This window comes from Nostoc sp. LPT (assembly GCF_017115165.1).
In the GTDB taxonomy this organism is placed as follows: domain Bacteria; phylum Cyanobacteriota; class Cyanobacteriia; order Cyanobacteriales; family Nostocaceae; genus Nostoc.
Window position 1 is genome coordinate 1 of sequence record NZ_JABXKF010000023.1, and the last position, 22,101, is coordinate 22,101.

23 protein-coding genes and 2 pseudogenes are annotated in these 22,101 nt (G+C 42.3%); 21 read left to right on the forward strand and 4 right to left on the reverse strand.

Going from position 1 to position 22,101, the window contains the following annotated elements; all coding sequences use genetic code 11:
* The first annotated feature begins 306 nt into the window (after positions 1-306).
* Complete coding sequence (locus tag HWQ58_RS04440) at positions 307-678, forward strand: hypothetical protein (protein ID WP_292858294.1); 372 nt, start codon at positions 307-309, stop codon at positions 676-678.
* A gap of 104 nt (positions 679-782) precedes the next feature.
* Here the strand turns inward: HWQ58_RS04440 and HWQ58_RS04445 are convergent, their stop codons facing one another.
* A complete protein-coding gene (locus tag HWQ58_RS04445) occupies positions 783-2,012 on the reverse strand; it encodes a TetR family transcriptional regulator (protein WP_292858297.1) in 1,230 nt (409 codons plus the stop codon).
* Between the two features lie 172 nt (positions 2,013-2,184).
* Between HWQ58_RS04445 and HWQ58_RS04450 the strand changes: the two genes are divergently transcribed.
* The 13 genes and pseudogenes from HWQ58_RS04450 to HWQ58_RS04510 all read left to right on the forward strand — a co-directional run bounded on the left by HWQ58_RS04450 (position 2,185) and on the right by HWQ58_RS04510 (position 13,040).
* The gene (locus HWQ58_RS04450; protein ID WP_292858300.1) at positions 2,185-3,042 is read left to right on the forward strand and encodes a fatty acid desaturase; all 858 of its coding nucleotides are present in this window, start codon (positions 2,185-2,187) and stop codon (positions 3,040-3,042) included.
* Positions 3,043-3,134: 92 nt separating this feature from the next.
* Positions 3,135-3,554: a hypothetical protein gene (locus HWQ58_RS04455; protein WP_292858303.1), complete on the forward strand. Its 420-nt coding sequence runs from the start codon at positions 3,135-3,137 to the stop codon at positions 3,552-3,554.
* 137 nt (positions 3,555-3,691) lie between these two features.
* The gene (locus tag HWQ58_RS04460; RefSeq protein WP_292858306.1) at positions 3,692-4,501 is read left to right on the forward strand and encodes an Rpn family recombination-promoting nuclease/putative transposase; all 810 of its coding nucleotides are present in this window, start codon (positions 3,692-3,694) and stop codon (positions 4,499-4,501) included.
* Between the two features lie 76 nt (positions 4,502-4,577).
* A complete protein-coding gene (gene dusB / locus HWQ58_RS04465) occupies positions 4,578-5,633 on the forward strand; it encodes a tRNA dihydrouridine synthase DusB (RefSeq protein ID WP_292858309.1) in 1,056 nt (351 codons plus the stop codon).
* A 151-nt stretch (positions 5,634-5,784) separates the two neighbouring features.
* Entirely contained in the window at positions 5,785-6,339 is a 555-nt protein-coding gene (locus tag HWQ58_RS04470) for a Uma2 family endonuclease (RefSeq protein ID WP_292858312.1), read from the forward strand.
* A 115-nt stretch (positions 6,340-6,454) separates the two neighbouring features.
* Complete coding sequence (locus HWQ58_RS04475) at positions 6,455-6,802, forward strand: hypothetical protein (protein ID WP_292858316.1); 348 nt, start codon at positions 6,455-6,457, stop codon at positions 6,800-6,802.
* Positions 6,771-6,988: pseudogene (locus tag HWQ58_RS04480) on the forward strand (IS630 family transposase); the annotation flags it as partial. The gene HWQ58_RS04475 and the pseudogene HWQ58_RS04480, both read left to right, overlap by 32 nt.
* 311 nt (positions 6,989-7,299) lie before the next feature.
* On the forward strand, positions 7,300-8,499 hold the full coding sequence (locus HWQ58_RS04485) for an ABC exporter membrane fusion protein (protein WP_292858319.1): 1,200 nt from the start codon (positions 7,300-7,302) through the stop codon (positions 8,497-8,499).
* Between the two features lie 111 nt (positions 8,500-8,610).
* The gene (gene devC / locus HWQ58_RS04490) at positions 8,611-9,783 is read left to right on the forward strand and encodes an ABC transporter permease DevC (protein ID WP_292858447.1); all 1,173 of its coding nucleotides are present in this window, start codon (positions 8,611-8,613) and stop codon (positions 9,781-9,783) included.
* 89 nt (positions 9,784-9,872) lie between these two features.
* The gene (locus HWQ58_RS04495) at positions 9,873-10,571 is read left to right on the forward strand and encodes a DevA family ABC transporter ATP-binding protein (RefSeq protein ID WP_292858322.1); all 699 of its coding nucleotides are present in this window, start codon (positions 9,873-9,875) and stop codon (positions 10,569-10,571) included.
* A gap of 519 nt (positions 10,572-11,090) precedes the next feature.
* Positions 11,091-12,026, forward strand: coding sequence for a M23 family metallopeptidase (locus tag HWQ58_RS04500; protein WP_292858325.1), 936 nt, complete (start codon positions 11,091-11,093; stop codon positions 12,024-12,026).
* Between the two features lie 121 nt (positions 12,027-12,147).
* Positions 12,148-12,312: pseudogene (locus HWQ58_RS04505) on the forward strand (competence protein ComFB); the annotation flags it as partial.
* Positions 12,313-12,455: 143 nt separating this feature from the next.
* A complete protein-coding gene (locus HWQ58_RS04510) occupies positions 12,456-13,040 on the forward strand; it encodes a late competence development ComFB family protein (RefSeq protein WP_292858450.1) in 585 nt (194 codons plus the stop codon).
* Between the two features lie 4 nt (positions 13,041-13,044).
* On the opposite strand, the gene HWQ58_RS04515 is transcribed toward HWQ58_RS04510, so the two are convergent.
* Positions 13,045-13,677, reverse strand: a complete 633-nt coding sequence (locus HWQ58_RS04515) for a L,D-transpeptidase (RefSeq protein ID WP_292858453.1) — start codon at positions 13,675-13,677, stop codon at positions 13,045-13,047.
* A gap of 678 nt (positions 13,678-14,355) precedes the next feature.
* Between HWQ58_RS04515 and HWQ58_RS04520 the strand changes: the two genes are divergently transcribed.
* The 3 genes from HWQ58_RS04520 (at position 14,356) to HWQ58_RS04530 (ending at position 16,302) form a co-directional block, all read left to right on the forward strand.
* Positions 14,356-14,508, forward strand: a complete 153-nt coding sequence (locus HWQ58_RS04520) for a hypothetical protein (RefSeq protein ID WP_292858327.1) — start codon at positions 14,356-14,358, stop codon at positions 14,506-14,508.
* A gap of 365 nt (positions 14,509-14,873) precedes the next feature.
* A complete protein-coding gene (locus HWQ58_RS04525) occupies positions 14,874-15,530 on the forward strand; it encodes a sigma-70 family RNA polymerase sigma factor (RefSeq protein ID WP_292858330.1) in 657 nt (218 codons plus the stop codon).
* Positions 15,531-15,687: 157 nt separating this feature from the next.
* Positions 15,688-16,302, forward strand: a complete 615-nt coding sequence (locus HWQ58_RS04530; protein WP_292858333.1) for a transcriptional regulator — start codon at positions 15,688-15,690, stop codon at positions 16,300-16,302.
* 16 nt (positions 16,303-16,318) lie between these two features.
* Here the strand turns inward: HWQ58_RS04530 and HWQ58_RS04535 are convergent, their stop codons facing one another.
* Both HWQ58_RS04535 and HWQ58_RS04540 read right to left on the reverse strand, forming a co-directional pair.
* Positions 16,319-16,789: a gamma-glutamylcyclotransferase gene (locus tag HWQ58_RS04535; RefSeq protein WP_292858336.1), complete on the reverse strand. Its 471-nt coding sequence runs from the start codon at positions 16,787-16,789 to the stop codon at positions 16,319-16,321.
* 183 nt (positions 16,790-16,972) lie between these two features.
* Complete coding sequence (locus tag HWQ58_RS04540) at positions 16,973-17,161, reverse strand: hypothetical protein (RefSeq protein WP_292705282.1); 189 nt, start codon at positions 17,159-17,161, stop codon at positions 16,973-16,975.
* A gap of 128 nt (positions 17,162-17,289) precedes the next feature.
* Here HWQ58_RS04540 and HWQ58_RS04545 point away from each other — a divergent pair, with 128 nt between their 5' ends.
* The 4 genes from HWQ58_RS04545 to HWQ58_RS04560 all read left to right on the forward strand — a co-directional run bounded on the left by HWQ58_RS04545 (position 17,290) and on the right by HWQ58_RS04560 (position 21,416).
* Positions 17,290-17,667, forward strand: coding sequence for a hypothetical protein (locus tag HWQ58_RS04545; RefSeq protein ID WP_292858339.1), 378 nt, complete (start codon positions 17,290-17,292; stop codon positions 17,665-17,667).
* A gap of 253 nt (positions 17,668-17,920) precedes the next feature.
* Positions 17,921-20,569, forward strand: coding sequence for a leucine--tRNA ligase (gene leuS, locus HWQ58_RS04550; protein WP_292858342.1), 2,649 nt, complete (start codon positions 17,921-17,923; stop codon positions 20,567-20,569).
* A gap of 175 nt (positions 20,570-20,744) precedes the next feature.
* Positions 20,745-21,071: a DUF433 domain-containing protein gene (locus tag HWQ58_RS04555; RefSeq protein ID WP_292858345.1), complete on the forward strand. Its 327-nt coding sequence runs from the start codon at positions 20,745-20,747 to the stop codon at positions 21,069-21,071.
* A gap of 3 nt (positions 21,072-21,074) precedes the next feature.
* On the forward strand, positions 21,075-21,416 hold the full coding sequence (locus HWQ58_RS04560; RefSeq protein WP_292858456.1) for a DUF5615 family PIN-like protein: 342 nt from the start codon (positions 21,075-21,077) through the stop codon (positions 21,414-21,416).
* Positions 21,417-22,101 lie beyond the last annotated feature (685 nt).

Consider the following 22,101-nt stretch of genomic DNA (forward strand, 5'->3'; position numbering starts at 1 on the left):
AACACGATGTTGAAGTACCTCAACACGACTTTGAAGTACCTCAACACGACTTTGAAGTACCTCAACACGATGTTGAAGTACCTCAACACGACTTTGAAGTACCTCAACACGACTTTGAGGTATCTGTTGCTTATTTGATGTTACTTTTTTGACAGATTTAATAAATACCTCAGTACAATCCACTAAAAATAATTAGGTCGATCTTAATTTGCTTTAATTTTTCCGAATTATCTCTCAGAGAAGTTTATTGTTGCATTGGCTAGAGTACATGCAGTAATCCTATAACTTCCTTCAGGAGCGCATTTTATGGCACGACTAAAACGCAGTTCACCGACTCTAGAAAAGGCTCTCCGTCGAATTGCAGGAATGCGATCGATTAGCCCGACGTTAGAATTTGGCAACGGATTGAGTTTGACAGACTACGACAGCCACATCCAAAACTTGCAAACCCAGCTATCAACCTACAACACTTTACTCTCTAGCATAGATGAAATGGCAGGTCGCCTCTCTCTAATTGAAGAAGAATTGGGCGGCTATTCTGAAAAGATGTTAATGAGTGTGGCAACCCATTATGGCAAAGACAGTTTGCAATATGTTCAGGCGGGAGGCAAGTCACGCAAGAAATTATCACGCCGTTCGAGCAACACCCAATCCTCATCTGATACCGTTTCACTTTAAGACTGATACAGATGGCAGGCAGGGGAGGCAGGGGAGGCAGGGGAAGTAATTTGTATCAATAATTTAGTGAAATGGTATGAGAGTACAGCTAATCTCCCCACTCCTTATCCCGGTTTATGATCCAAACGAGTCGCTTGCTCTAGGGCGGCTTTTTCTTTGGCTCGGCGAGCATAGGGTTGTAATTGCGTGCGATCGCAAGCTGTAAAAATACTCAGGTTTTCTAAGGTAATCCCCCGCATTAACATTTCTACGCGCCAGGTTTGTTGTGCCTGGGCGATCGCTGGCGTTTGTCCTTGGGGAGTTAATAGCCCTTCACTCCATACTTGCCAACGTGTCTCAAGTTCTGATTCTAAGATACGTGTACCTGTTTCATTCAGAAACATCGCTGTTTGAGCATCTTTACGACTTTTCAGCCATTTAATTAAAGGATTATTGGTAAAAGAACCGTAGCGTTTGCCCAAAATCCACTGATTCACAGGCACTTGACGGACAAATCCGGGAATTGTGATTTGCAGAAAGTGCCCTTGAGTATCGTAGATTTGGTGCGATCGCTCTAAGCTAGTTATTTCTGTAGCGGATAACCCAGCCCCAAATAATACGTAAGCCAAGGCATAATCTCGTACTCCAAATTTCCTAGACTGTTGCAGAATTTCGTGAACTAAACTAGCTGGCAAATCAGCTACTTCTGTGGTGGTGAACCCTCCTTGTAAGGAGTTTATTGCTGATTCTGCTGAGGGTGACATGGCTCCATGTAAAAACAACTCCACCAAATTTTCGAGAAAATCATTCCGATCCTCCCAAAGTTCATGAAATTCGCTGGTGAACTCAATTACTGCATATCCCAAAATCATCCCATTCAGCAAACTGGCTAATTTTTCTGCGGGTAAATAGGTATTTAGGTGTCCTTGCTGGATTACAGTAGCTAAATACTGAGCTACATAACGGTTTGCCTCTGTTACTCCCCTGCCTAGTGCGCGGCGATTTTCTGCCGGGAATTGGTCGGCTTCACCTACCACAGACCGAACAAACTCTGGTACTCGTTCTAATGCATGTAAGCTATCACTTGCATAATCTTTAAGAGCTTGGTAGACATTGCCGGGAGGCGTTGCCCGCCGCACCAGCGACTCACCTAAATCCTTGAAGGCTGCGGACTCTTCTAGCACAGCTAAAAGCAGTCCATGCTTATTGCCAAAATTCCGAAATAGAGTCACTTCGTTAACTTCAGCTTTTTCAGCAATTTGGCGGGTTGTGGTAGCGCTAACTCCCTGAGCAGAAAACAATTCAAGTGCAGCTTGAATCAGGCGTTGACGAGTGGAAATGAGTTGAGATGACATAGAAAAATGCAAGTGGCACTTGCAGAAAATATCAGAGTTCTGCTAGCATAACAAATGTAAGTGATACTTGCTTTACCTACTGTAACAAACTAGTATACAGGGCGGGTAAATCTCTGTGGGATTATGCCCAAGAAAAAGCAAATCGCTTTCTCATCCATCAACAGGAATTTTTATGACCGCAAATTTTGGGGCGATCGCCCCTGAGAGAGGCAACTCACCTCGACTCAGTTGGACGAATGTAGTATTTTTTGCTGCATTTCATGCTTTAGCACTTCTGGCTCCTTGGTTTTTCTCTTGGCCAGCATTAGGTTTGCTAGTGTTTCTTCACTGGTTATTCGGGAGCATTGGTATTTGCCTGGGATATCACCGACTACTAAGCCATAAAAGTTTTCAGGTTCCCAAGTGGTTAGAGTATGCGATCGCCCTCATTGGAGCGTTGGCTTTGCAAGGCGGGCCAATTTTTTGGGTAGGTGGACACCGCCAGCATCACGCTCACACAGAAGATATCAATTTAGACCCCTATTCTGCTCAAAGAGGATTTTGGTGGAGCCATATATTGTGGATTTTCTACCCACGTCCAGAATTTTTTGACTATGACACCTATAAAAAATATGCCCCTGACTTAGCCAGACAACCCTTTTATTGTTGGCTAGATCGCTACTTTTTGCTGTTGCAAATACCCTTCGGGCTGCTACTTTATGCTATAGGAGGATGGTCTTTTGTGTTCTACGGAGTGTTTCTCAGATGTGTCTTGCTTTGGCACTCAACCTGGTTTGTGAACTCAGCATCACACCTGTGGGGTTATCGCACCTTTGATGCTAATGATGGCGCTCGTAACCTTTGGTGGGTATCCCTCGTCACTTATGGAGAAGGATGGCACAACAACCATCATACTTATCCCCACATGGCGAAATCTGGGTTGTCTTGGTGGGAAATTGATGTTACTTGGTGGAGCATCTTAGTGTTGCAGACTTTGGGTTTAGCTAAAAAAGTTGTCTCGCATCCTCCTCAAGGTGCAACTCACGGCTAAATTGCAACTAAATTATCAGAAATTTGTTATGCCGATTGCTTCTTGCAGTCGGCTTAATAAAATGTTAAATATTTTAATTGCATATTTATATCATGATAAATACTTCTAGGTTTCGTCAGACTATCCTACTAGCTGTTATCACACTCAACCTCATTTCTACTTGGCTACATTATATAGACAATGCATTATTTTTGAGTCAATATCCTGGCCCGGCGTGGTTCACTTCTGTTGGAGTAATTAGTACTGTAATTGTGATGACTCCAGTAGGACTATTGGGATATTGGTTTTACACCAAAGGTATGTTTTGGTTGGCGTACTTTTTATTAGCCTTATACTCAATCACTAGTATCTCCAGTCCAGTCCATTATCTCTTTCCGATGGTTGCTGCTATGTCTTTGAAAATGCATAGTCTAATTTGGCTGGATGGATTTTTGGGACTATTACTAATAGGTTTCTTGCTGTGGTCTAGTTTTGTATTAAAAGAGTGGCGTAGTATACAATCTGCAAATTGATGTAACATACATAGACATAATATATAATAACTGAAATCGCCCCTCATTCTGTTAACTCTAATTGAAATTGAACAAAATATTTTACTAGCTATTTCACGGTAAAATCTAACGGATTAAATCACTGTAGTGCATCAAGTGTGAAAACTGACAGCATTTTTTATCGACTTTTTCAAGAATTTCCTGGGATCTTTTTTGAATTAATTGGCAATCCACCCCAAACGGCAGAGACTTATAAATTCTCCTCAATTGAAATCAAGCAAACGGTATTCCGTATAGATGGTGTTTTTATCCCAACACAAGGGGAAGAAAATCCGATTTACTTTGTTGAAGTCCAGTTTCAAACTGACACAGAAATTTATTCACGCTTATTTTCAGAAATTTCTTTATACTTACGCCAAAATAAACCGAAAAATTCTTGGCGAGGAGTAGTTATCTATCCCAATCGCAGTTTAGATACAGCAGATATCAAGAATTACAGTGAATTTTTTGCTAGCCAGCGCATCAGTCGCATTTATCTTAATGAATTAGGTGAAACTGCATCATTGCCAGTTGGAATTGCTACGATGAAATTAGTGGTCGATGAAGAGGAGACAGCAATTATAGCTGCTAGGCAGTTAATAGAGAGAACCGAGCAAGAAATCAACATCGAACCACAACGGCGGCAGTTACTAGAATTGATAGAGACAATTTTGGTTTACAAGTTTCCGACGATGAGTCGAGAGGAGATTGAAGGTATGTTTGGGTTAAGTGATTTGAAACAAACACGAGTTTATCAAGAAGGTAAGCAAGAAGGCAAGCAAGAAGGAGCGCGTGAAGAAAAGTTTAAAATGATCCCTTTGTTGTTGAGATTGGGATTGAGTTTTGAAGAAACTGCGAAAGAGTTAGGTTTGAGTCTAGAAGAGATTCAGCAAGAAATGCAAAAACAGCCTCCAAGTCAGGATATGTAACCTACAATTACCACTGAGCGCAGATAACCCTAAATGTTCCTGCTATTTTCCATTCGCACAATTCTTAATTTTTTCTATGATTTCGCTCTCTCCTATTCTTCAAACTAGACTCTCCCAACCCTTAAAGATTGGCTCTTTCGAGGTAAAAAGTCGGGTTCTCCAGTCGCCTCTATCTGGAGTGACAGATATGGTGTTTCGCCGTCTCGTGCGTCGCTATGCCCCAGATTCGATGATGTATACCGAAATGGTGAATGCTACAGGGTTGCATTATGTCAAGCAGTTACCCAAAATCATGGAGGTAGACCCCAATGAACGCCCAATTAGTGTTCAACTATTTGATTGTCGTCCAGATTTCCTGGCAGAAGCAGCAATAAAGGCAGTTGCAGAAGGTGCTGATACTGTTGATATTAATATGGGTTGTCCAGTTAATAAAATCACTAAAAATGGTGGTGGTTCTTCCCTGTTGCGGCAACCAGAAGTAGCAGAGGCAATTGTGCGGGAAGTGGTGAAAGCTGTTGATGTCCCTGTGACAGTAAAAACCCGTATTGGCTGGAATGACAACGAAATTACCATTCTCGACTTTGCCAAACGGATGGAAGATGCAGGGGCAAAAATGATTACGGTGCATGGACGCACCCGTGCCCAAGGATACAATGGTAATGCCCGTTGGGAATGGATTACCCGTGTGAAAGAAGTGCTTTCTATCCCAGTGATTGGGAATGGAGATATTTTTTCTGTTGAAGCGGCGGTGAGATGTTTAGAGCAAACTGGCGCTGATGGTGTAATGTGTTCCCGTGGAACTTTGGGTTATCCGTTTTTGGTGGGAGAAATTGATCACTTCCTGAAAACTGGGGAGATATTACCGCCACCTACCCCAATTGGGCGTTTGGAATGTGCAAGAGATCATTTACAAGCCTTGTGGGAATATAAAGGCGATCGCGGTGTGCGTCAAGCCCGTAAGCACATGACTTGGTATGCTAAAGGTTTCGTCGGTGCTGCCGAACTCCGAGGACAGCTAAGTTTAGTTGAAAGAGTAGATCAGGGTTTGGCAATGATTGACCAAGCAATTGAAAAATTAGCTAATGGTTATGAATTAGAGGAAGAAGCGCAAGGTAGTTTGGTAATGCTTTAAAAAGTTGATTTTATCACTAGCTTGGAGTGATATTGCTGGTTGCTAAAAGTGACGCGATCGCTTGGATACTACTATTTCAGTTAGGGTTTAAATTTCCTTATGTAACTCTTGTGAATTTTGAATGTTTAACTAGTCAAAATGGAGGCTCACAATGTTAGTTTCCAAACACAATGATGTTGTAACCGTCCCCGAAATCCTCTCATTAGAAGACTTTATGGCAAATCCTCCAGACGGAATGGAGTGGGTGGATGAGCAACTGATAGAAAAAACAGGGATGACATTAAAACATAGTGAAATTGAAGTTAATCTAAGCTTTTACTGGAGAAGTTACATCAACTCCAATCAAGTAGGTGGGAAAGTTTACACTGAAGTACCTTGTCGCATATCTAAACAGGGTCGTCGTCCTGATGTAGCTTATCTGACGCCGGAATTGGTAGCTCAGTTTGGTGATGTTCCGACTTTGCCACAGAGTTTCCCGTTGATTGCTGAGATAGTTTCACCCACCGATTTAGCTGAGGAATTATTTCTCAAAGGGCAAGAGTATTTGCAGTCCTGTTGTGAGGAAGTTTGGTTAGTATTTCCTGAAAGTCGGTTAGTTATTGTCATCACTGATAATCAGGTTTGCGGGTTTAAAGCTGGTGATGTGGTTAGTACTCAAAAAGTATTACTGGGTTTTAGTGTAGCTGTAGACGAATTGTTGAGTTGAAAAGGCGATCCATTTAATAGAGATTTTAGTTAATTGCAATCTATAGGAATCATATTTGATTTCTGAAAAAGGTTACGAGATAATACGGAGGAACGTATCTGTCTAATAGCGGACAATGATAGACCAGAATCTACAAGCTGCGATACCTTCTTTACGAGACGCTACGCGTAGCTTGCTTCCCTGTAAGGGTACGGTGAGCTTCTCTACGAGACGCTTCTCTTTGCAGAGAGGCTTGTCTGCGACACGCTCTGCGAACGCCAACGCGAACGCTAACGCAGAACTACAAGAATTTATAGATAATCGCCCAGATGCGCGTGAGGTCAGGAAAGCATTGGCAGTAAAGCTGGTTTATCAAGACTATAAGTATGAGGAAATTCAAACAATTTTAGATGTGTTTGTTGGTTTGATAACAAGCTGGAAGAACGCCTATATGGAAAATTCACTGTGTCCGTTTTGCTTCTAATTGCCCATCACAAAATCCACGCTTAGGATATTTGGTTACAAGCTAAAACATGGGTGCGGCGTTTCTGTGCTTTGATTCCTTCGTTCTCTCATCTGAAGTGGATGTTTGAGTGGTTTATCCGACACACAAACGAGTGATTTTGCCACTCTTCAAATGTACGGAGTTTTTTCAAAAATAAAATATTAGTCCTATATGATTGTTGGCGCTGTTACAACCCATATTTTTGAAAAGGTTTACTATACCTAAGTACTTTCATAAACCAAAGGTAGTTTACTAGAAAAATAAACTTTTAAATCAGTAGAATGATTTGTTATTTTTCTATCCATCTAAATAACCTTATCTAAGTAAAATATCAACAATTTACAATTTTGTTATGGAGTTTTCAGTGATAAATCAACAAGAAATGACTAAGAGAAGTAGGAATTAGTAAACAAGTACGGAGAAAAGCCTAATCTATTCTTTTTCTTTTTTCTGCGCCACTAGTTAAGAGGTAATCTATGGTGCGAAACTCAAAGCTAGGGTACAGAACGTTCCCTAAGTCTATTCTGTGTCCATCCGTTGCTATAGGTATAACTATATCTTTATTAGTTGGCGGAATAAGTTTTTATATAGTAAAACGCGGGCAAAATTATGCCAATCAAGAAGCACAAGTACCAGCAACACAATTGCCACAGTTAAAAACAGTAACAGCTTTAGGGCGACTCGAACCGCAGGGAAAGGTAATTAAACTCTCTGCTGCGGTGTCTGCGGAAGGAAGTCGGGTAGAAAAGTTGTTAGTGAAGGAGGGTGATGGGGTAAAGGCAGGACAGACGATCGCAATTTTGAACAGCCGCGATCGCTTGCAAGCGGCATTTAAAGAGGCACAGGAACAAGTGAAAGTAGCCCAGGCAAATCTAAACCGCACTCAAGCAGGTGCTAAACGCGGTGAAATTACCGCCCAAAAAGCTGCGATCGCTCGTCTAAAAGCAGAACGCCAAGGTGATATCAATACGCAAGCAGCGACAATTGAGCGATTTCAAGCCGAAGTGCATAACGCCCAAGCAGAAGACGAACGCTATCAGCAACTATATCAACAAGGCGCAATTTCCGCCTCCCAACGGGATAGCAAGCGTTTAAACTTGGAAACCGCCCAAAAAAGCTTGCAAGAAGCCCAAGCACAGTTAAATCGTACCCAATCAACTAGTCAGCAACAAGTTAAACAAGCCACAGCAACACTTGATGAAATCGCCGAAGTGCGTGGAGTGGATGTAGAAGCTGCTAAAGCAGAAATCAATCGTGCCCTAGCAGCCATGAATCTGGCAAAAGTTAATCTCGAACAGGCTGTAGTGCGATCGCCCCAAAATGGACAGGTATTTGAGATCCATACCCATCCTGGGGAATTAGTATCAAATGATGGCATTGCAGATATTGGACAAACCAGCCAGATGTATGTCATCGCCGAAGTCTACGAAAGCGATATCGGCAAAGTGCATTCAGGGCAGCAAGTGCGAGTACTTGGTGATTCCCTCCCAATTGAATTGCAGGGAATTGTAGATCGCAAAGGCTTACAAGTGCGACGGCAGAATGTCATTAACACAGATCCCGTCAGCAATATTGACAACAGAGTAGTAGAAGTCCATATCCGACTAGATGAAACTTCCAGCCGAAAAGCCGCTACCTTAACCAATATGCAAGTTAAGGCAGTAATCGAATTGTGAAATTTGTCATTAGTCATTAGTCATTTGTCATTGGTTATTAATTCTTCTTCGTTACTCCCTTACTCCCTCATCTCCCTTGTCCCCTCATCCCCCCACTCCCCACTTCTTATGATGGGATTGCTCAAACAACTGCGACGGCGAACTCCTCTAGGATGGCTGCAACTAAATCATGAAAAAAGCCGTCTTTTAGTGGCATTATCAGGCATTGCCTTTGCGGATCTTCTGATGTTCATGCAGCTAGGCTTTCAAACTGCGCTGTATGACAGTAACACCAGACTACATCGCAGTTTGCAAGCAGACATTGTTTTAACCAGTCCCCAAGCCCGTAACTTAGCAAGCTTGTCTACATTTTCTCGGCGGCGACTTTACCAAGCAATGGATATACCAGGGGTGAAGTCGGCGGAACCAATGTATTTCAACAACACAATCTGGAAGAATCCCCAAACACACCGTGAGACAGGGGTGTTAGTTATCGGCTTTAACCCAGACAAGCCAGCCTTTGACTTACCAGATGTTAACCAGCAATTGCAAGCGATCAAAATGCCGGATACCGTCTTGTTCGATCGTGGTGCAAGAGGAGATTATCAAAAAGCGATCGCTCAAATTGACCAAGGTAAAACCCTGACTACCGAAATAGAACGGCACACAATTACCATTAGTGGCTTATTCCAAGTCGGGGCTTCCTTTGGCTTTGATGGCAACCTGATTACTAACGACCAAAATTTTTTGCGGCTATTTTCTGGGCGACAGTCCAGCAGTGTCAGTCTAGGTTTGATTCTTCTCAAACCAGGCTATGAACCGAAAAAAGTAGCAGCAATGCTCAAAGCCTACCTCAAAGATGATGTCAGAGTATTAACCCACGCCGAATTTATTGAATTTGAAAATAACTTTTGGAGAACAAATTCGCCAATTGGGTTTATTTTCAGTCTAGGTGTATCAATGGGGTTTGTGGTGGGCGTGATCATCGTCTATCAAGTCCTCTCTAACGATGTTAATGCCCACGTTCGAGAATACGCCACCTTCAAAGCAATGGGATATCGCAATTACTACCTGCTAGGTGTGGTGCTTGAAGAATCCTTGATTTTAGCAGCACTGGGCTTCTTCCCTGGATTGGGAGTGTCCTTAGCACTTTATCAACTGACTCACAGTGCTACAAATTTGCCCATCTACATGACTGCGATTCGGGCATTGCAGGTGTTAGTACTGACTATCATTATGTGTACAATTTCTGGTGCGATCGCCACTCGCAAACTCCAAGCCACCGATCCCGCTGATATGTTTTAAATTTGTCATTTGTCATTGGTCATTGGTCATTTGCAATTGGACTTTGGACAAATAACCAATGACGATCGTCACGAGTAATCGATCTATTTATGACCAGTCAATCCATCATCTCTATCCAGAATCTCGACCACCACTTTGGTCACGGCTCACTCTGCAAGCAAGTTTTATGTAATATCAACTTAGAGATTAACGCTGGTGAAATTATTATTATGACTGGGCCCTCTGGTTCTGGAAAGACTACCTTGTTGACCTTGGTGGGTGGATTGCGTTCTGCCCAATCTGGTAGTTTGCAGGTGTTGGGACGAGAACTTTGTGGTGCTAGTGCTGAAGAACTAGTGCAAGCGCGACGCCATAACGGTTATATTTTCCAAGGACATAACTTGCATGGTAGTTTAACGGCACTCCAAAACGTCAAAATGGCTTTAGAATTGCACAAACATCTTGGGTTAAAAAAAATGCAAGCTAGGTCAGCCCAAATGTTAGAGCAAGTAGGATTGCGAAATCATTTGCATTACTATCCCGATCGACTATCTGGGGGACAAAAACAACGAGTAGCGATCGCTCGTGCCTTAGTTAGTCATCCTCAAATAATTCTAGCAGATGAACCCACCGCCGCCCTTGACAGTCAATCGGGACGAGATGTAGTCAATCTCATGCAAAAACTAGCAAAAGAACAAGGCTGTACCATCTTGATGGTTACTCATGATAACCGCATCCTAGACATTGCCGATCGCATCGTTCACATGGAAGATGGCAAACTCAAGTCAAAAGTAATACTATCAGCCTAAAGTTAATTAGCGTATTCTCTCATTCAGAGTTGATTTATAAAGTAAATCTGAAGTGGGGCGAAGCTGACTCCCATTTCTGCCTTACTATCATCGGTTTTTGCTAATCTAAGCGCTATTATGAGCAAATTTTAAAATATTTACTATTATATATAATTTAATTTACCCTTACTGACTTACTTACCTAGTTTAAGTAATTTCCCTATACCAATTTCAACCTAACAATGTGATATTAGTGTCCAGTTGAAAAAGTGTCCAGTTGATTCCAAGATTTCCTTCAAGTATTATTTATGTAATCACAGTTAAATTTTATGCTCATTGCCAATGTCATATACCTTGGTTATTAGAGTTAAGACCAATTTCCTAAAATTACAGATAAAATGATTTGCCCTTGCAATCCATAAGTACCTGGAGAATTTCCAAAAATTTATGGTTGTCAACAACATTGGCTTCAAACAGGAAACACTAGCGATAATAAGCTAATCTATTTTCCAATACAAGCAAGGGATTTTTTGTAGTTCTATGATTATTGAGAATAGCGCTAGTAGTTCAAACAAAAAGTTGCTCGGTTTTGATGTCAAAACTTTGACAGCCAATCGCCGTGCAAGAAATGTGTTAAAGGGAATATTTGCTGTTCTCCCGATCGCCTTGGCATTGCCTGTAGATGCTTTGCAAGTAAAAGTGATTCCAACTAATCCTAAATTAGGGGATACACTCTCGGTGGTGATTAATCTAGATAATCCAGAGAATCGTACAAATCCAACAGTAGCCAGTGGTAAAAATACATACCCAGCCTTTGAAATTGCACCCAATCAGTATCGGGCATTTGTTCCCACAACTCCATTAGAAAAAGCTGGAACTAGAACACTTCGGGTTGCAGGGGATGGTCAAGTTAAAAACTTAGCAGTGAATGTACTTAATCGCAAATTTCCCGTACAACGCATTACTTTGCCACCTGGCAAAGCCGGAGTGGATGCCACAGAGTATGAACTGAAGCGTGTGGCGGCTTTTAAGGCGCTACAAACACCAGAAAAGTATTGGAATGGAGTATTCCTGAAGCCAAATGCAGGGCGGATGAGTACAAACTATGGTGTACGTCGCTACTATAATGGTACATTTGCAAAAGACTACTATCATCGTGGTCTTGACTACGCTGGTGCTGCCGGTTCACCGGTAATTGCCCCAGCCACTGGGCGAGTTGCTTTGGTAGGTAGGGTATCCCAAGGATTTCGGATACACGGTAACGTAGTTGGCATTGACCACGGTCAAGGAGTAACTAGTATTTTCATGCACCTAAGTCGTATTAACGTTAAAGAAGGTGATTTTGTGAAAGCTGGTCAACTAATTGGTGCAGTAGGTTCAACAGGTGCAGCCACGGGGCCACATTTACACTGGGGTCTGTATGTCAACGGACAATCTGTTGATCCAACACCTTGGCGAACTAAGGTTGTTAACTAGTAAAGGCAGAATTGATCTTGTCTTTGCATAATTTGTGTATTTTTTGCTGAGAATTAGGCAAAATAAATTGGATTGATACCGTCCCTACCTTGCTTGGTCAACATAAATGATGATAAGCGTTATGAGTATCGAAAAAATTGTCGAACAAGCTCTCCAGGATGGTTATTTGGCACCAGCAATGAAAGCAGAAGTCGGTAGAATCTGTGACAACGCCTCCCAACTCTCAATTGAAGAGTATATGGCGTTGGATCGGCTGATGGGTGCGTTATTGAATGGTGAGGTAGTGGAGGACTAAGGTCGTTAACTAGTAGAGGCGGAGTTGATTGTGTCTGTAGATAATTTGTGTATTTTTTACTGATAATTAGCCAAAATAAATTGGATTGATACCGTCCCTACCTTGCTTAGCCAACATAAATGATGATAAGCGTTATGAGCATCGAAAAAATTGTAGAACAAGCTCTCCAGGATGGTTATTTGACACCAGCAATGGAAGCAGAAGTCGGTAGAATCTGTGACAACGCCTCGGAACTTTCAATTGAAGAGTATATGGCGCTGGATCGGCTAATGGGTGCGCTATTAACTGGTGAGGTAGTGGCGGTACCTCGCAAACAATTCATTAACGTGATGGAAGAATTGGTATTGACAGAAGCGATCGCACGAGTCGCAGAAATTGAAGCCACCAGCGAAAGTTCTCTAGATGTCGGGGATATTGCTGCTTACGCTCTCAATCGACTACCACCTTTGTATGCTACTACAGAAGAGGGTGCTAACTTCCAGCGCCAAACGGCTCAGGCACAACTGCAAGACTTAATTTCTCAACAAATAAGTGAAGCGATTAACCGTTACCTCGATCGACCCAATTTCTTCCCAGAACGGCAAGCCTTGGGCAAAAACACTGGCAATGAGGTTGTACGCCAAGTTAGTGCTTTGCTCCAAACATACGCACCTAATTTTGAGCAAAATGACAAGCCAAATGACGAGCCAGATGACAAGCCAAATGACAACAACTCTTAACTAATTAATCACGTACTAACACTTTTGTCCCTAAACTGACTTGCTCATATAACAATCGGACATCAGAATTACGCATTCTTAAGCAGCCGTGGGATACAGCCGTTCCTACCAGGTCAATATCCGGCGTGCCATGAAAGCCAATTTCATTCCGTCCATCTGACCAAAAACCAATCCATCTATCTCCCAAGGGACTATCCGTACCAGCCTGAAATACTTTGCCAGTAATCGGGTGACGCCAGATTGGATAGTGTCGCATGTGGATCACCAGGAAAGAACCTGTAGGGGTTTCCCAACCTTTCTTACCAACAGCAATGGGATAGCTGGCTATCACCTCGTCTCCTGCATATACATAAGTGCGGCGATCGCTTAAATCAACTATCACTTGGGTCTTGGCATTTGCCAGCCTATTAGATGGTATTTGTTGGGCTGAAGCCTGAGACCACAGACCTTTTGGCCAACTATCTGCAACTGGATTTTGTCTTTCTACTTGCGCCACCAGCCGCGTCTGAGTTGGTTGGTTGCTTGCTTGAGCTACATTATTCTTAATAGTTTGGGGCTGAGTTTGAGGCTTAATGGTAGAAGGCTTGAGTGTAGAAGCTCTACGAGTACTTGCTTTGCCTAGATTCTTCTTAATTATTTGCGACTTAATGGTAGAAGACTTGAGTTTAGAAACTCTACGAGTAGTTGTTTTAGCTAGATTCTTCTTAATTATTTTTGATTTAGTTTTAGGTTTAATAGCAGAGGACTTTGGTGTAAATGTCCTCTGGGCAGTCGAGCCTTGGGTCACTTCATCAGGTGGCACAGATCCACCCAAGGCAATTTCCCCCAAACTCACTTGGGAAAGATTCTTGTAGACTCCCTCTGTCCGGCTTCCCTTAATATTGGTTCGGGTAGGATCTCGCCGCATCAAAGTAGATGCAGACTTCTCATACTGCCGTTCCGCCGTACTAATGCGCCAATGGACAGCTAAGGATAAAAATGCTGTGCCAAAACAAAGCAGCATTACCATACGCCCTACAGATTCGTTTCTTACCATTGCCATCGCCTATTGTTTATCCCTGACGTATCCAGCCGAATAATTGGATGAGTTCATCATCTAATTATCAAAAATTTATCAATACTTATCATTTCTGCTGTAAATCTGCCAACACCTCTGGGCAAACTAAGACTATGCAAATTGTCCCAGCGGCAAAATTCCAAGTGAGTAACCTCATTCCTCAAAAGTTCTGAGGATCGTAAGCCTCTCCTCGGACTTTTTGGTGGAACTCTTGAAATGTAGCAATCAATCATTAATGGTGTGGGTGGATGAAAAATCATGTTTGAAAAACTATTGCTAGCGGTAACAATTACATTTTCCCTGAATTTCTTTTTTCAAGTTCGCGTACCAGAGCAACATAACTCTAGTGCTGCCTTCGGCCCACAAGCAGAACAATCAGCAATTATTCTGGTAACGAAATCAAAAAATTAAATCACCATCTTAGCAACCACAGCAACCTAACTTCCAAAAATTATTACCCGAATTTTAAAGGTATCAAGAAGTTAGAATTACAAAATTTTATCTTCATTTTTATAGCCAAATTTAATTATCTTGAGCAAGCGTATATACCCAGTTGCTAAAAATACTAAAATGTGCATTTGAGCGCACCTTTGTTCGTTGATGGGTCTTAGGCAACTATGGGAGCAGTATAAGGAAAAGTGGCTCTGCTTATTGCTATAAATGTATCCAAAATTGTATGCTTCAGTGTTCCAGTCATCAATCCGTCACCTGAGCATGGAACTTCTGTCCCATTAGCAGGTCTAATAGATAGGGATGATTTAGAGCCAGTACGATCTATGAGTCAATCGATTACTGTATCCTGGTCAACGGTTGATGCAAAGTATCCAGAAGCATCAGTGCAAGTTGACAAACTCCCTAACCACGATTTAATTTTGCGCTGTCAAGCCGGACTGCGACCAGATCGTGCTGCTTTTGCGGAACTATTACGCCGCTATCAAAGTCAAGTCGATCGAGTTCTATACCACTTGGCTCCAGATTGGCCTGACAGAGCCGATTTGGCTCAAGAAGTTTGGATTCGAGTGTATCGGAATATTAACCGATTACAAGAGCCTGCTAAATTTCGGGGCTGGTTAAGCCGCATTGCCACGAACTTGTTTTACGACGAGTTACGGAAACGCAAGCGGGTTATGAGTCCTTTGTCATTGGATGCTCCCCGTTCCTTAGAGGACGGCGAGATGGATTGGGAAATCGCTGGCGATACCCCAGGTCCTGAGGAAGAACTGACAACTAGAGAATTTTACGAGCAATTGCATGAAGCGATCGCGGATTTACCAGAAGTTTTTCGTACTACCATTGTCCTCAGAGAAATCGAAGGCATGGCCTATGAAGAAATTGCCGAAATCACTGGAGTTTCTCTAGGAACTGTAAAGTCAAGAATAGCCAGAGCTAGATCGAGGCTGCAAGCCCACTTGCAAAATTATCTAGACTCCTAATTTACAGTATCTTGCCTCTGCCCAATGGCAGAATTTAAGCATAGATTAAAAATTACTAGAAAGACATAGATAGTTTCTGCCTTTAGGAGGAAAATTGGCTAATTTTCCCGAAATTTCCGCCCAGTTTACCCGTGTATGAATTGGTAATAATGTTAAGATGACTACTGATTCTCAGTTTTACGACCGTTCTCCTTTGCAACTTCCTCAAGATTTGTCAGACGGAATGGCCAAGCATACCAATGAATCAACGGGTCTTATGGATATGGTGAAGCGCGATCGCTTCGAGTTATTGAGTGCTTATCTTGATGGTGAAGTCACAGCCACCGAACGCAAGCAAGTAGAAGAATGGCTGTCAAATGATGCCTCTGTTCAATGCTTGTATGCCCGACTGCTAAAACTGCGCCAAGGCTTGCGGACGCTCCCAGTGCCAGCAGCCCAACAGTCGCCAGAAGTAACAGTTCAGCAAGTTTTGACACGTTTGCGCCGCCGCTCCCGTTTCAACTGGATGGTGGGAACTGCGGCCGTTGCTGCTTGTGCGATCGGTGCAGTGTCAGGCTTAGTAGGTGGTGGTTCGATGGTGCCGCAACTGGCACAACGACCACAAAGAGAACCTATACAAACGTCCTCAGCGTCTATAGTTCCCCCTTCGCCGCTGATGGTGGGACTAAATAACCCGGTAATTGAAATTCCGAAAGCAGCAGTAGCCTCTCCAGAAAATTCAATTTATCAGGTACAGCCGCAACGACACGACCCCAAACAGGACATAAACTAATCGCAAAGTTAACAGTTTACAGATAACTGTACTTTGGGGTTAAACCACAGCCGCTCCACCAGCCCCCAGGCTGGAGGAAGCCTCCTAATCGCTCAACTTTCTCTAAAGTCATTAAATAAATCCAAGCCCAACTATAAGAGAGCGACTGTTGCTCATAGACCTCGATAATTTGTCGATTATAGAGGTTTTCTGGCGTTTTTCTATTAGGCTGGTAATCTTCCAGCACATCTAGCTCATTTAAAATCTTTGGGTTGGAAAAAGAGAGTAAATATCCATAAACTTGGCTATCCCCTAGCGTCATCGCTGGGTAGCCCATTGGCAGAGCAAATAATTTGCCTTGTACAAGAGCTATTTTGACATCAACTACTTTGCCACTACAGTATCTTTTATAGTTAGCTTCACCTGGTTTGAGCGTGCCGTAGACAAAAACCCGCACCAAATCAGGAAATTTTATATTTGATTCACAACCATCGCCTATTTTAACCATCTGAATTTCTTTGCCTACTATTTACAACATAGAGGCAGATACGATAACAGATCCAGTAGGAGGATTTTTGGTGGATTCTCCATAGAATTGGTCAGCAATAAAAACCTATCATAGTAGATACATGTAGAACTGATATCTGGAGGTATTTTTATTTACTCTGATTAGTAGCTCGACAATTAAGTACTACTTTCCTTTTTTCTCATCCAGTGCTTTCTGAATTGCTTCTCTACAAAATTCTGGAGGGTCTTCCTGTGCCTTCACCTCTTCCTTCATTTCCTTGGTGACACGAAAATTTAATTGTTCGGTTAACTTAATCTCTCTATCTGACGGTGCAGGTTCTAAATTCTGAGGATTACCTTTAGGATTAGGCATTATTGCGAAAAGTAACTATAACTTTATTGGAAGGTTAACATTCAAATAGAGTTTTAAATCGGTGGTGTTTTCATCCTGGTAAATGGTTCACCACCGATACCACTTTTATAAATGGGTAACTCTATTTTATGTTCACAAGGTCAGAACTCGAAATCAAAACCACTGCTGAGTTGAGAGACTTGTGTAGGCGTTACGGATTAAAGCCTACTGGGAATGGAGGCTACAAGACTAGTTGGATTGTCACCTTAATGGCATTCCCGCAGATAGCACTCGCTCAAATAAGGCAGGGAAGAGGGTTAAAGTCTCCAGGTTTCAGTGTTATTCAATTCCTCGAAGGGGTGGTAGATGAGATGAACTCACCCACTGATGAGCAAGTGGCGTTGATTAAGCTGACGATGGAGGGCAAAGCGATGAGCTATCCTGACAGATATGCTCAAGAAAATTTGCTTAACTTGCACAAAGCTAAGATGCACCTTGAAATGGCGATCGGACTGCTAACCCAGTAAATCAGTTTAAAACCATAACACATCTAGTCCCCAACATCCTAAGCTTAGGGACTTTTTTATGTCCTATATACCCAAAGTTGCTGGACTTTAGGGATATAAGATAGATAGAAATAGAGGGTAGAAAGAAATAGTAAATTGATTTTATAAATTAAATTAGAAAATTACTAGACAGATAATTCCCTCAATATAGTAGTTCAAATGTACTAGCAAAGATCAAATACTAGAAAATTAGTAGAAGTAAAGTGTAACAGGCATGAAACCATTGGAAATACGTGATTCTGTTGATTCCCGATATAACCCAGCAGCAATTGAGGAAAAATGGCAAAAAACATGGGTAGAACTTGGCTTAGATAAAACACCGACAGCTAGCAACAAGCCAAAATTCTACGCTCTTTCCATGTTTCCTTATCCATCGGGCAGCCTACACATGGGTCACGTCCGTAATTATACGATTACCGATGTGATTGCCCGCCTCAAGCGAATGCAAGGGTATCGGGTAATACACCCAATGGGTTGGGATGCCTTTGGCTTGCCAGCAGAAAACGCTGCCATTGACCGTGGTGTACCACCAGCAAAATGGACTTATCAGAATATGGCTCAGATGCGGCAACAATTGCAGCGTCTTGGTTTATCCATTGATTGGGAATGCGAACTTGCTACCTGTTCACCAGATTATTACAAGTGGACACAATGGATTTTCTTGCAGTTTTTGCAAGCAGGGTTAGCTTATCAAAAAGAAGCAGCAGTAAACTGGGACCCGATTGATCAAACTGTACTGGCAAATGAGCAAGTTGATAACGAAGGACGTTCTTGGCGGAGTGGGGCAATAGTTGAGCGCAAATTATTACGCCAGTGGTTTTTCAAGATTACCGACTATGCCGAAGAATTACTCAATGACTTGCATCAATTGACAGGTTGGCCGGAACGCGTCAAATCGATGCAGGCAAACTGGATTGGCAAATCTACAGGCGCTTACTTAGAATTTCCCATCATTGGGATAGATGAAAAAATCGGAGTGTACACCACACGCCCAGATACAGTTTATGGTGTTAGCTACCTAGTGTTAGCACCAGAACATCCCTTAACAAAGCGCATCACTACAAAAGAACAACAAGCAGCGGTAGAAGCCTTTATTAAAGAGGTTTCCCATCAAAGTGAGTTGGAACGTACTGCTGACGACAAACCTAAGCGGGGTATCCCCACAGGTGGTAAGGCAATTAACCCATTTACAGGGGAAGAAGTGCCGATTTGGATTGCTGACTATGTACTGTATGAGTATGGTACTGGAGCAGTTATGGGTGTACCAGCACACGATGTCCGGGATTTTAAGTTTGCCAAAAATTACGATTTGCCAGTTGATTTTGTCATCGTTTCTCCACATGATGTTGCAGGCTTTGACTTAACTCCAACATTAGAGATTGATGAAGTCACACAACTCATTCAAATTGACTACAACCAGGCATACACTGAACCAGGAATTTTAATTAATTCTGGGGCTTTTACTGGTATGACTTCCACAGATGCTAAACAAGCAATAATTGAATACGCCGAACAACAAGGTTTTGGTAAGGTGCGCGTGCAATATCGCTTGCGGGATTGGTTGATTTCGCGGCAGCGTTACTGGGGCGCACCGATACCTGTAATTCACTGTCCCAACTGTGGGATAGTGCCAGTTCCTGCCAAAGATTTGCCAGTACAGTTGCCGGAAAAGGTGGAATTTACTGGACGTGGCGGTTCACCTTTGACTCAGTTGTCAAGCTGGGTAAATGTACCTTGTCCGACTTGTGGGACTCCGGCAAAGCGGGAAACCGACACGATGGATACTTTTATTGATTCCTCGTGGTATTACTTGCGCTTCCCTGACGCTAAGAATGAACAACAAGTTTTCGATTCTAGTAAAATAAACGACTGGATGCCAGTTGATCAGTATGTGGGCGGGATTGAACATGCGATTTTACATTTGTTGTATTCGCGGTTCTTTACTAAGGTTCTGCGGGACAGAGGCTTGTTAAATTTTGACGAACCTTTCCAACGCCTGTTAACTCAAGGTATGGTGCAGGGTTTAACTTACCTAAATCCTAATAAGGGTGGTAAAGATAAATGGATTCCTTCTAATCTGGTAAATTCAGCTGACCCGCGCGACCCCCAGACAGGTGAACCGTTACAACGTCTCTATGCCACCATGTCTAAATCAAAGGGCAACGGTGTAGCGCCAGAAGATGTAATTTCCAAATACGGTGTGGATACAGCGCGGATGTTCATCTTGTTCAAAGCGCCGCCAGAAAAAGATTTGGAATGGGATGAAGCCGATGTGGAAGGACAATTCCGCTTTTTAAATCGGGTTTGGCGTTTGGTGACAGATTATATTGCGGCTGGGGTATCCCGTAAAAAAGCTCAACTCTTTGATTTAACTAAAGCAGAAAAGGAGTTGCGGCGGGCAATTCACACGGCTATTCAAGCGGTGACAGAAGACGTCGAAGACGAATATCAATTCAACACAGCTATTTCAGAATTGATGAAGTTGAGTAACGCCCTAACTGATGCTGACGCAAAAAATTCACCAATTTACGCAGAAGGTATTCAGACTTTGGTGGTGTTACTAGCACCCTTTGCACCACACATTGCTGATGAATTGTGGCATTTATTGGGTGAAAGTGATTCTGTTCATACTCAAACTTGGCCATCATTTGACCCGGCTGCTTTGGTAGCTGATGAAATCACTTTAGTGATTCAAGTTATGGGTAAAACTCGCGGTTCGATTCAAGTACCAGCACAAGCAGATAAAGCAGCGTTGGAGAAATATGCCCGTGAATCAGAAATTGCCCAGCGTTACATCGAAGGCAAAGAGATTAAAAAGGTAATTGTAGTGCCTGGAAAGTTGGTGAATTTTGTAGTTAGCTAAGTACAGCTTTGCATAAAATCGTGGCAAATTAAGGGTTTAAATTTAAACGCAGATGCGCTTCGCCTTTTTGCAGGGTAGGGGCGCAGATAATTCGCCACGAATTAATAAAATGTTGTAATTAGAATCGATAAAATTATAAATGTAGCCTGAACAAAACATCAGAGGATTTACATCCGTGACACTCAAAGAGTTAGAACAACAACTTCTTGCCCTCAGTCCTGATGAAAAATTGCAGGCTATACAGTTACTTGCTCAAAGTCTTGGCAACAATTGGCAAGGAATTGAAAAAACTCCTAGAGTCTGTGGTGGAGAGGCTCGCATCGCTAAAACTCGTATTCCTGTTTGGGTACTTGTGGAAGCTCGCCATCTTGGATATAGTGATGCTGACCTTTTGACAAGCTATCCAACCATTACAGCTATAGATTTAGCTAATGCTTGGGTATATGCAGAAGCTTATCCCGATGAAATCGAATTGGCAATTGAGCGTAATGAGGTTGCCTAATCGATAGCACGATTTTATGCAGATGAGCAGTTTCCATTTCCAGTTGTGGAATTATTACGCGCTTTGGGACATGATGTTTTGACAGTTCAACAAGCAGAAAATGCAGACCAAGGTATACCTGATGAGGAAGTGCTAGCATTTGCCATAAGTCAAGAACGCTCAATATTAACTATCAACAGAGTTGATTTTATCCGTTTGCATCGTCGTGATTCTAACCACTTCGGTATTATTGTTTGCACGAACAATCGTAATTGGGAACAATTTGTAGCACGGATAGATGAGGCTGTGGCAGCAGAAGAACCGTTGCAAGGAAAACTAATTCGTGTGGTACGTCCAGTCACTTAAAAAGGTTTTGATGGAACGCGCAAATGCTAAAGTCGTCAAGTATATGTTGCAACAACTTTTTTATCGGTAGTTGACTTCTCTGGTGTATGTGTATTTAAAAACATCTATCTGATCGTCTAGAAAGTTGGACTGTTTTATTTATACACAAAAAAGCGCTTGAGAGTTTTGCTCACTCAAGCGCTTTTCCGTAAAAGCTTATACCAACTCACTCGTTTGATGCAACATTTGAAATCTGCAACACTCCCTGAGGAGGGAGTATTACGGGGATAACTTGTGACAAACATGTGTGAAATGGTATCACTCCTTGCACTAACTAAGAATATCTCTTTTGCAAGAGTACCGGGGATCTAGTGAGTGACAGTTTATGAACTGAACACTAGTTAAAAACGACTCACCGTGAATAGTAACTAAGGAGACTAAGCACGATTGTAGCAATTTTGTAAGTATAGTATAAAAACTTATAGTTTATTAGCGCCCGCCGTCGGCATCGCTTACCACTAAGTGCAGTATCAAAAAGTGCAGCAATTAGTAGCATAAATATCTCAACTTCTGCGTCAAATTAGTCGCTATCAAATAAGCCAGAAAAGGCTTGGATATTGGTATCGAAGCGATTTTGACTCAAATAAACCATAGATGAAGGTATTTTTTAGAGAATGGCAACCTAAGAACAAATCTTTGACCCAAA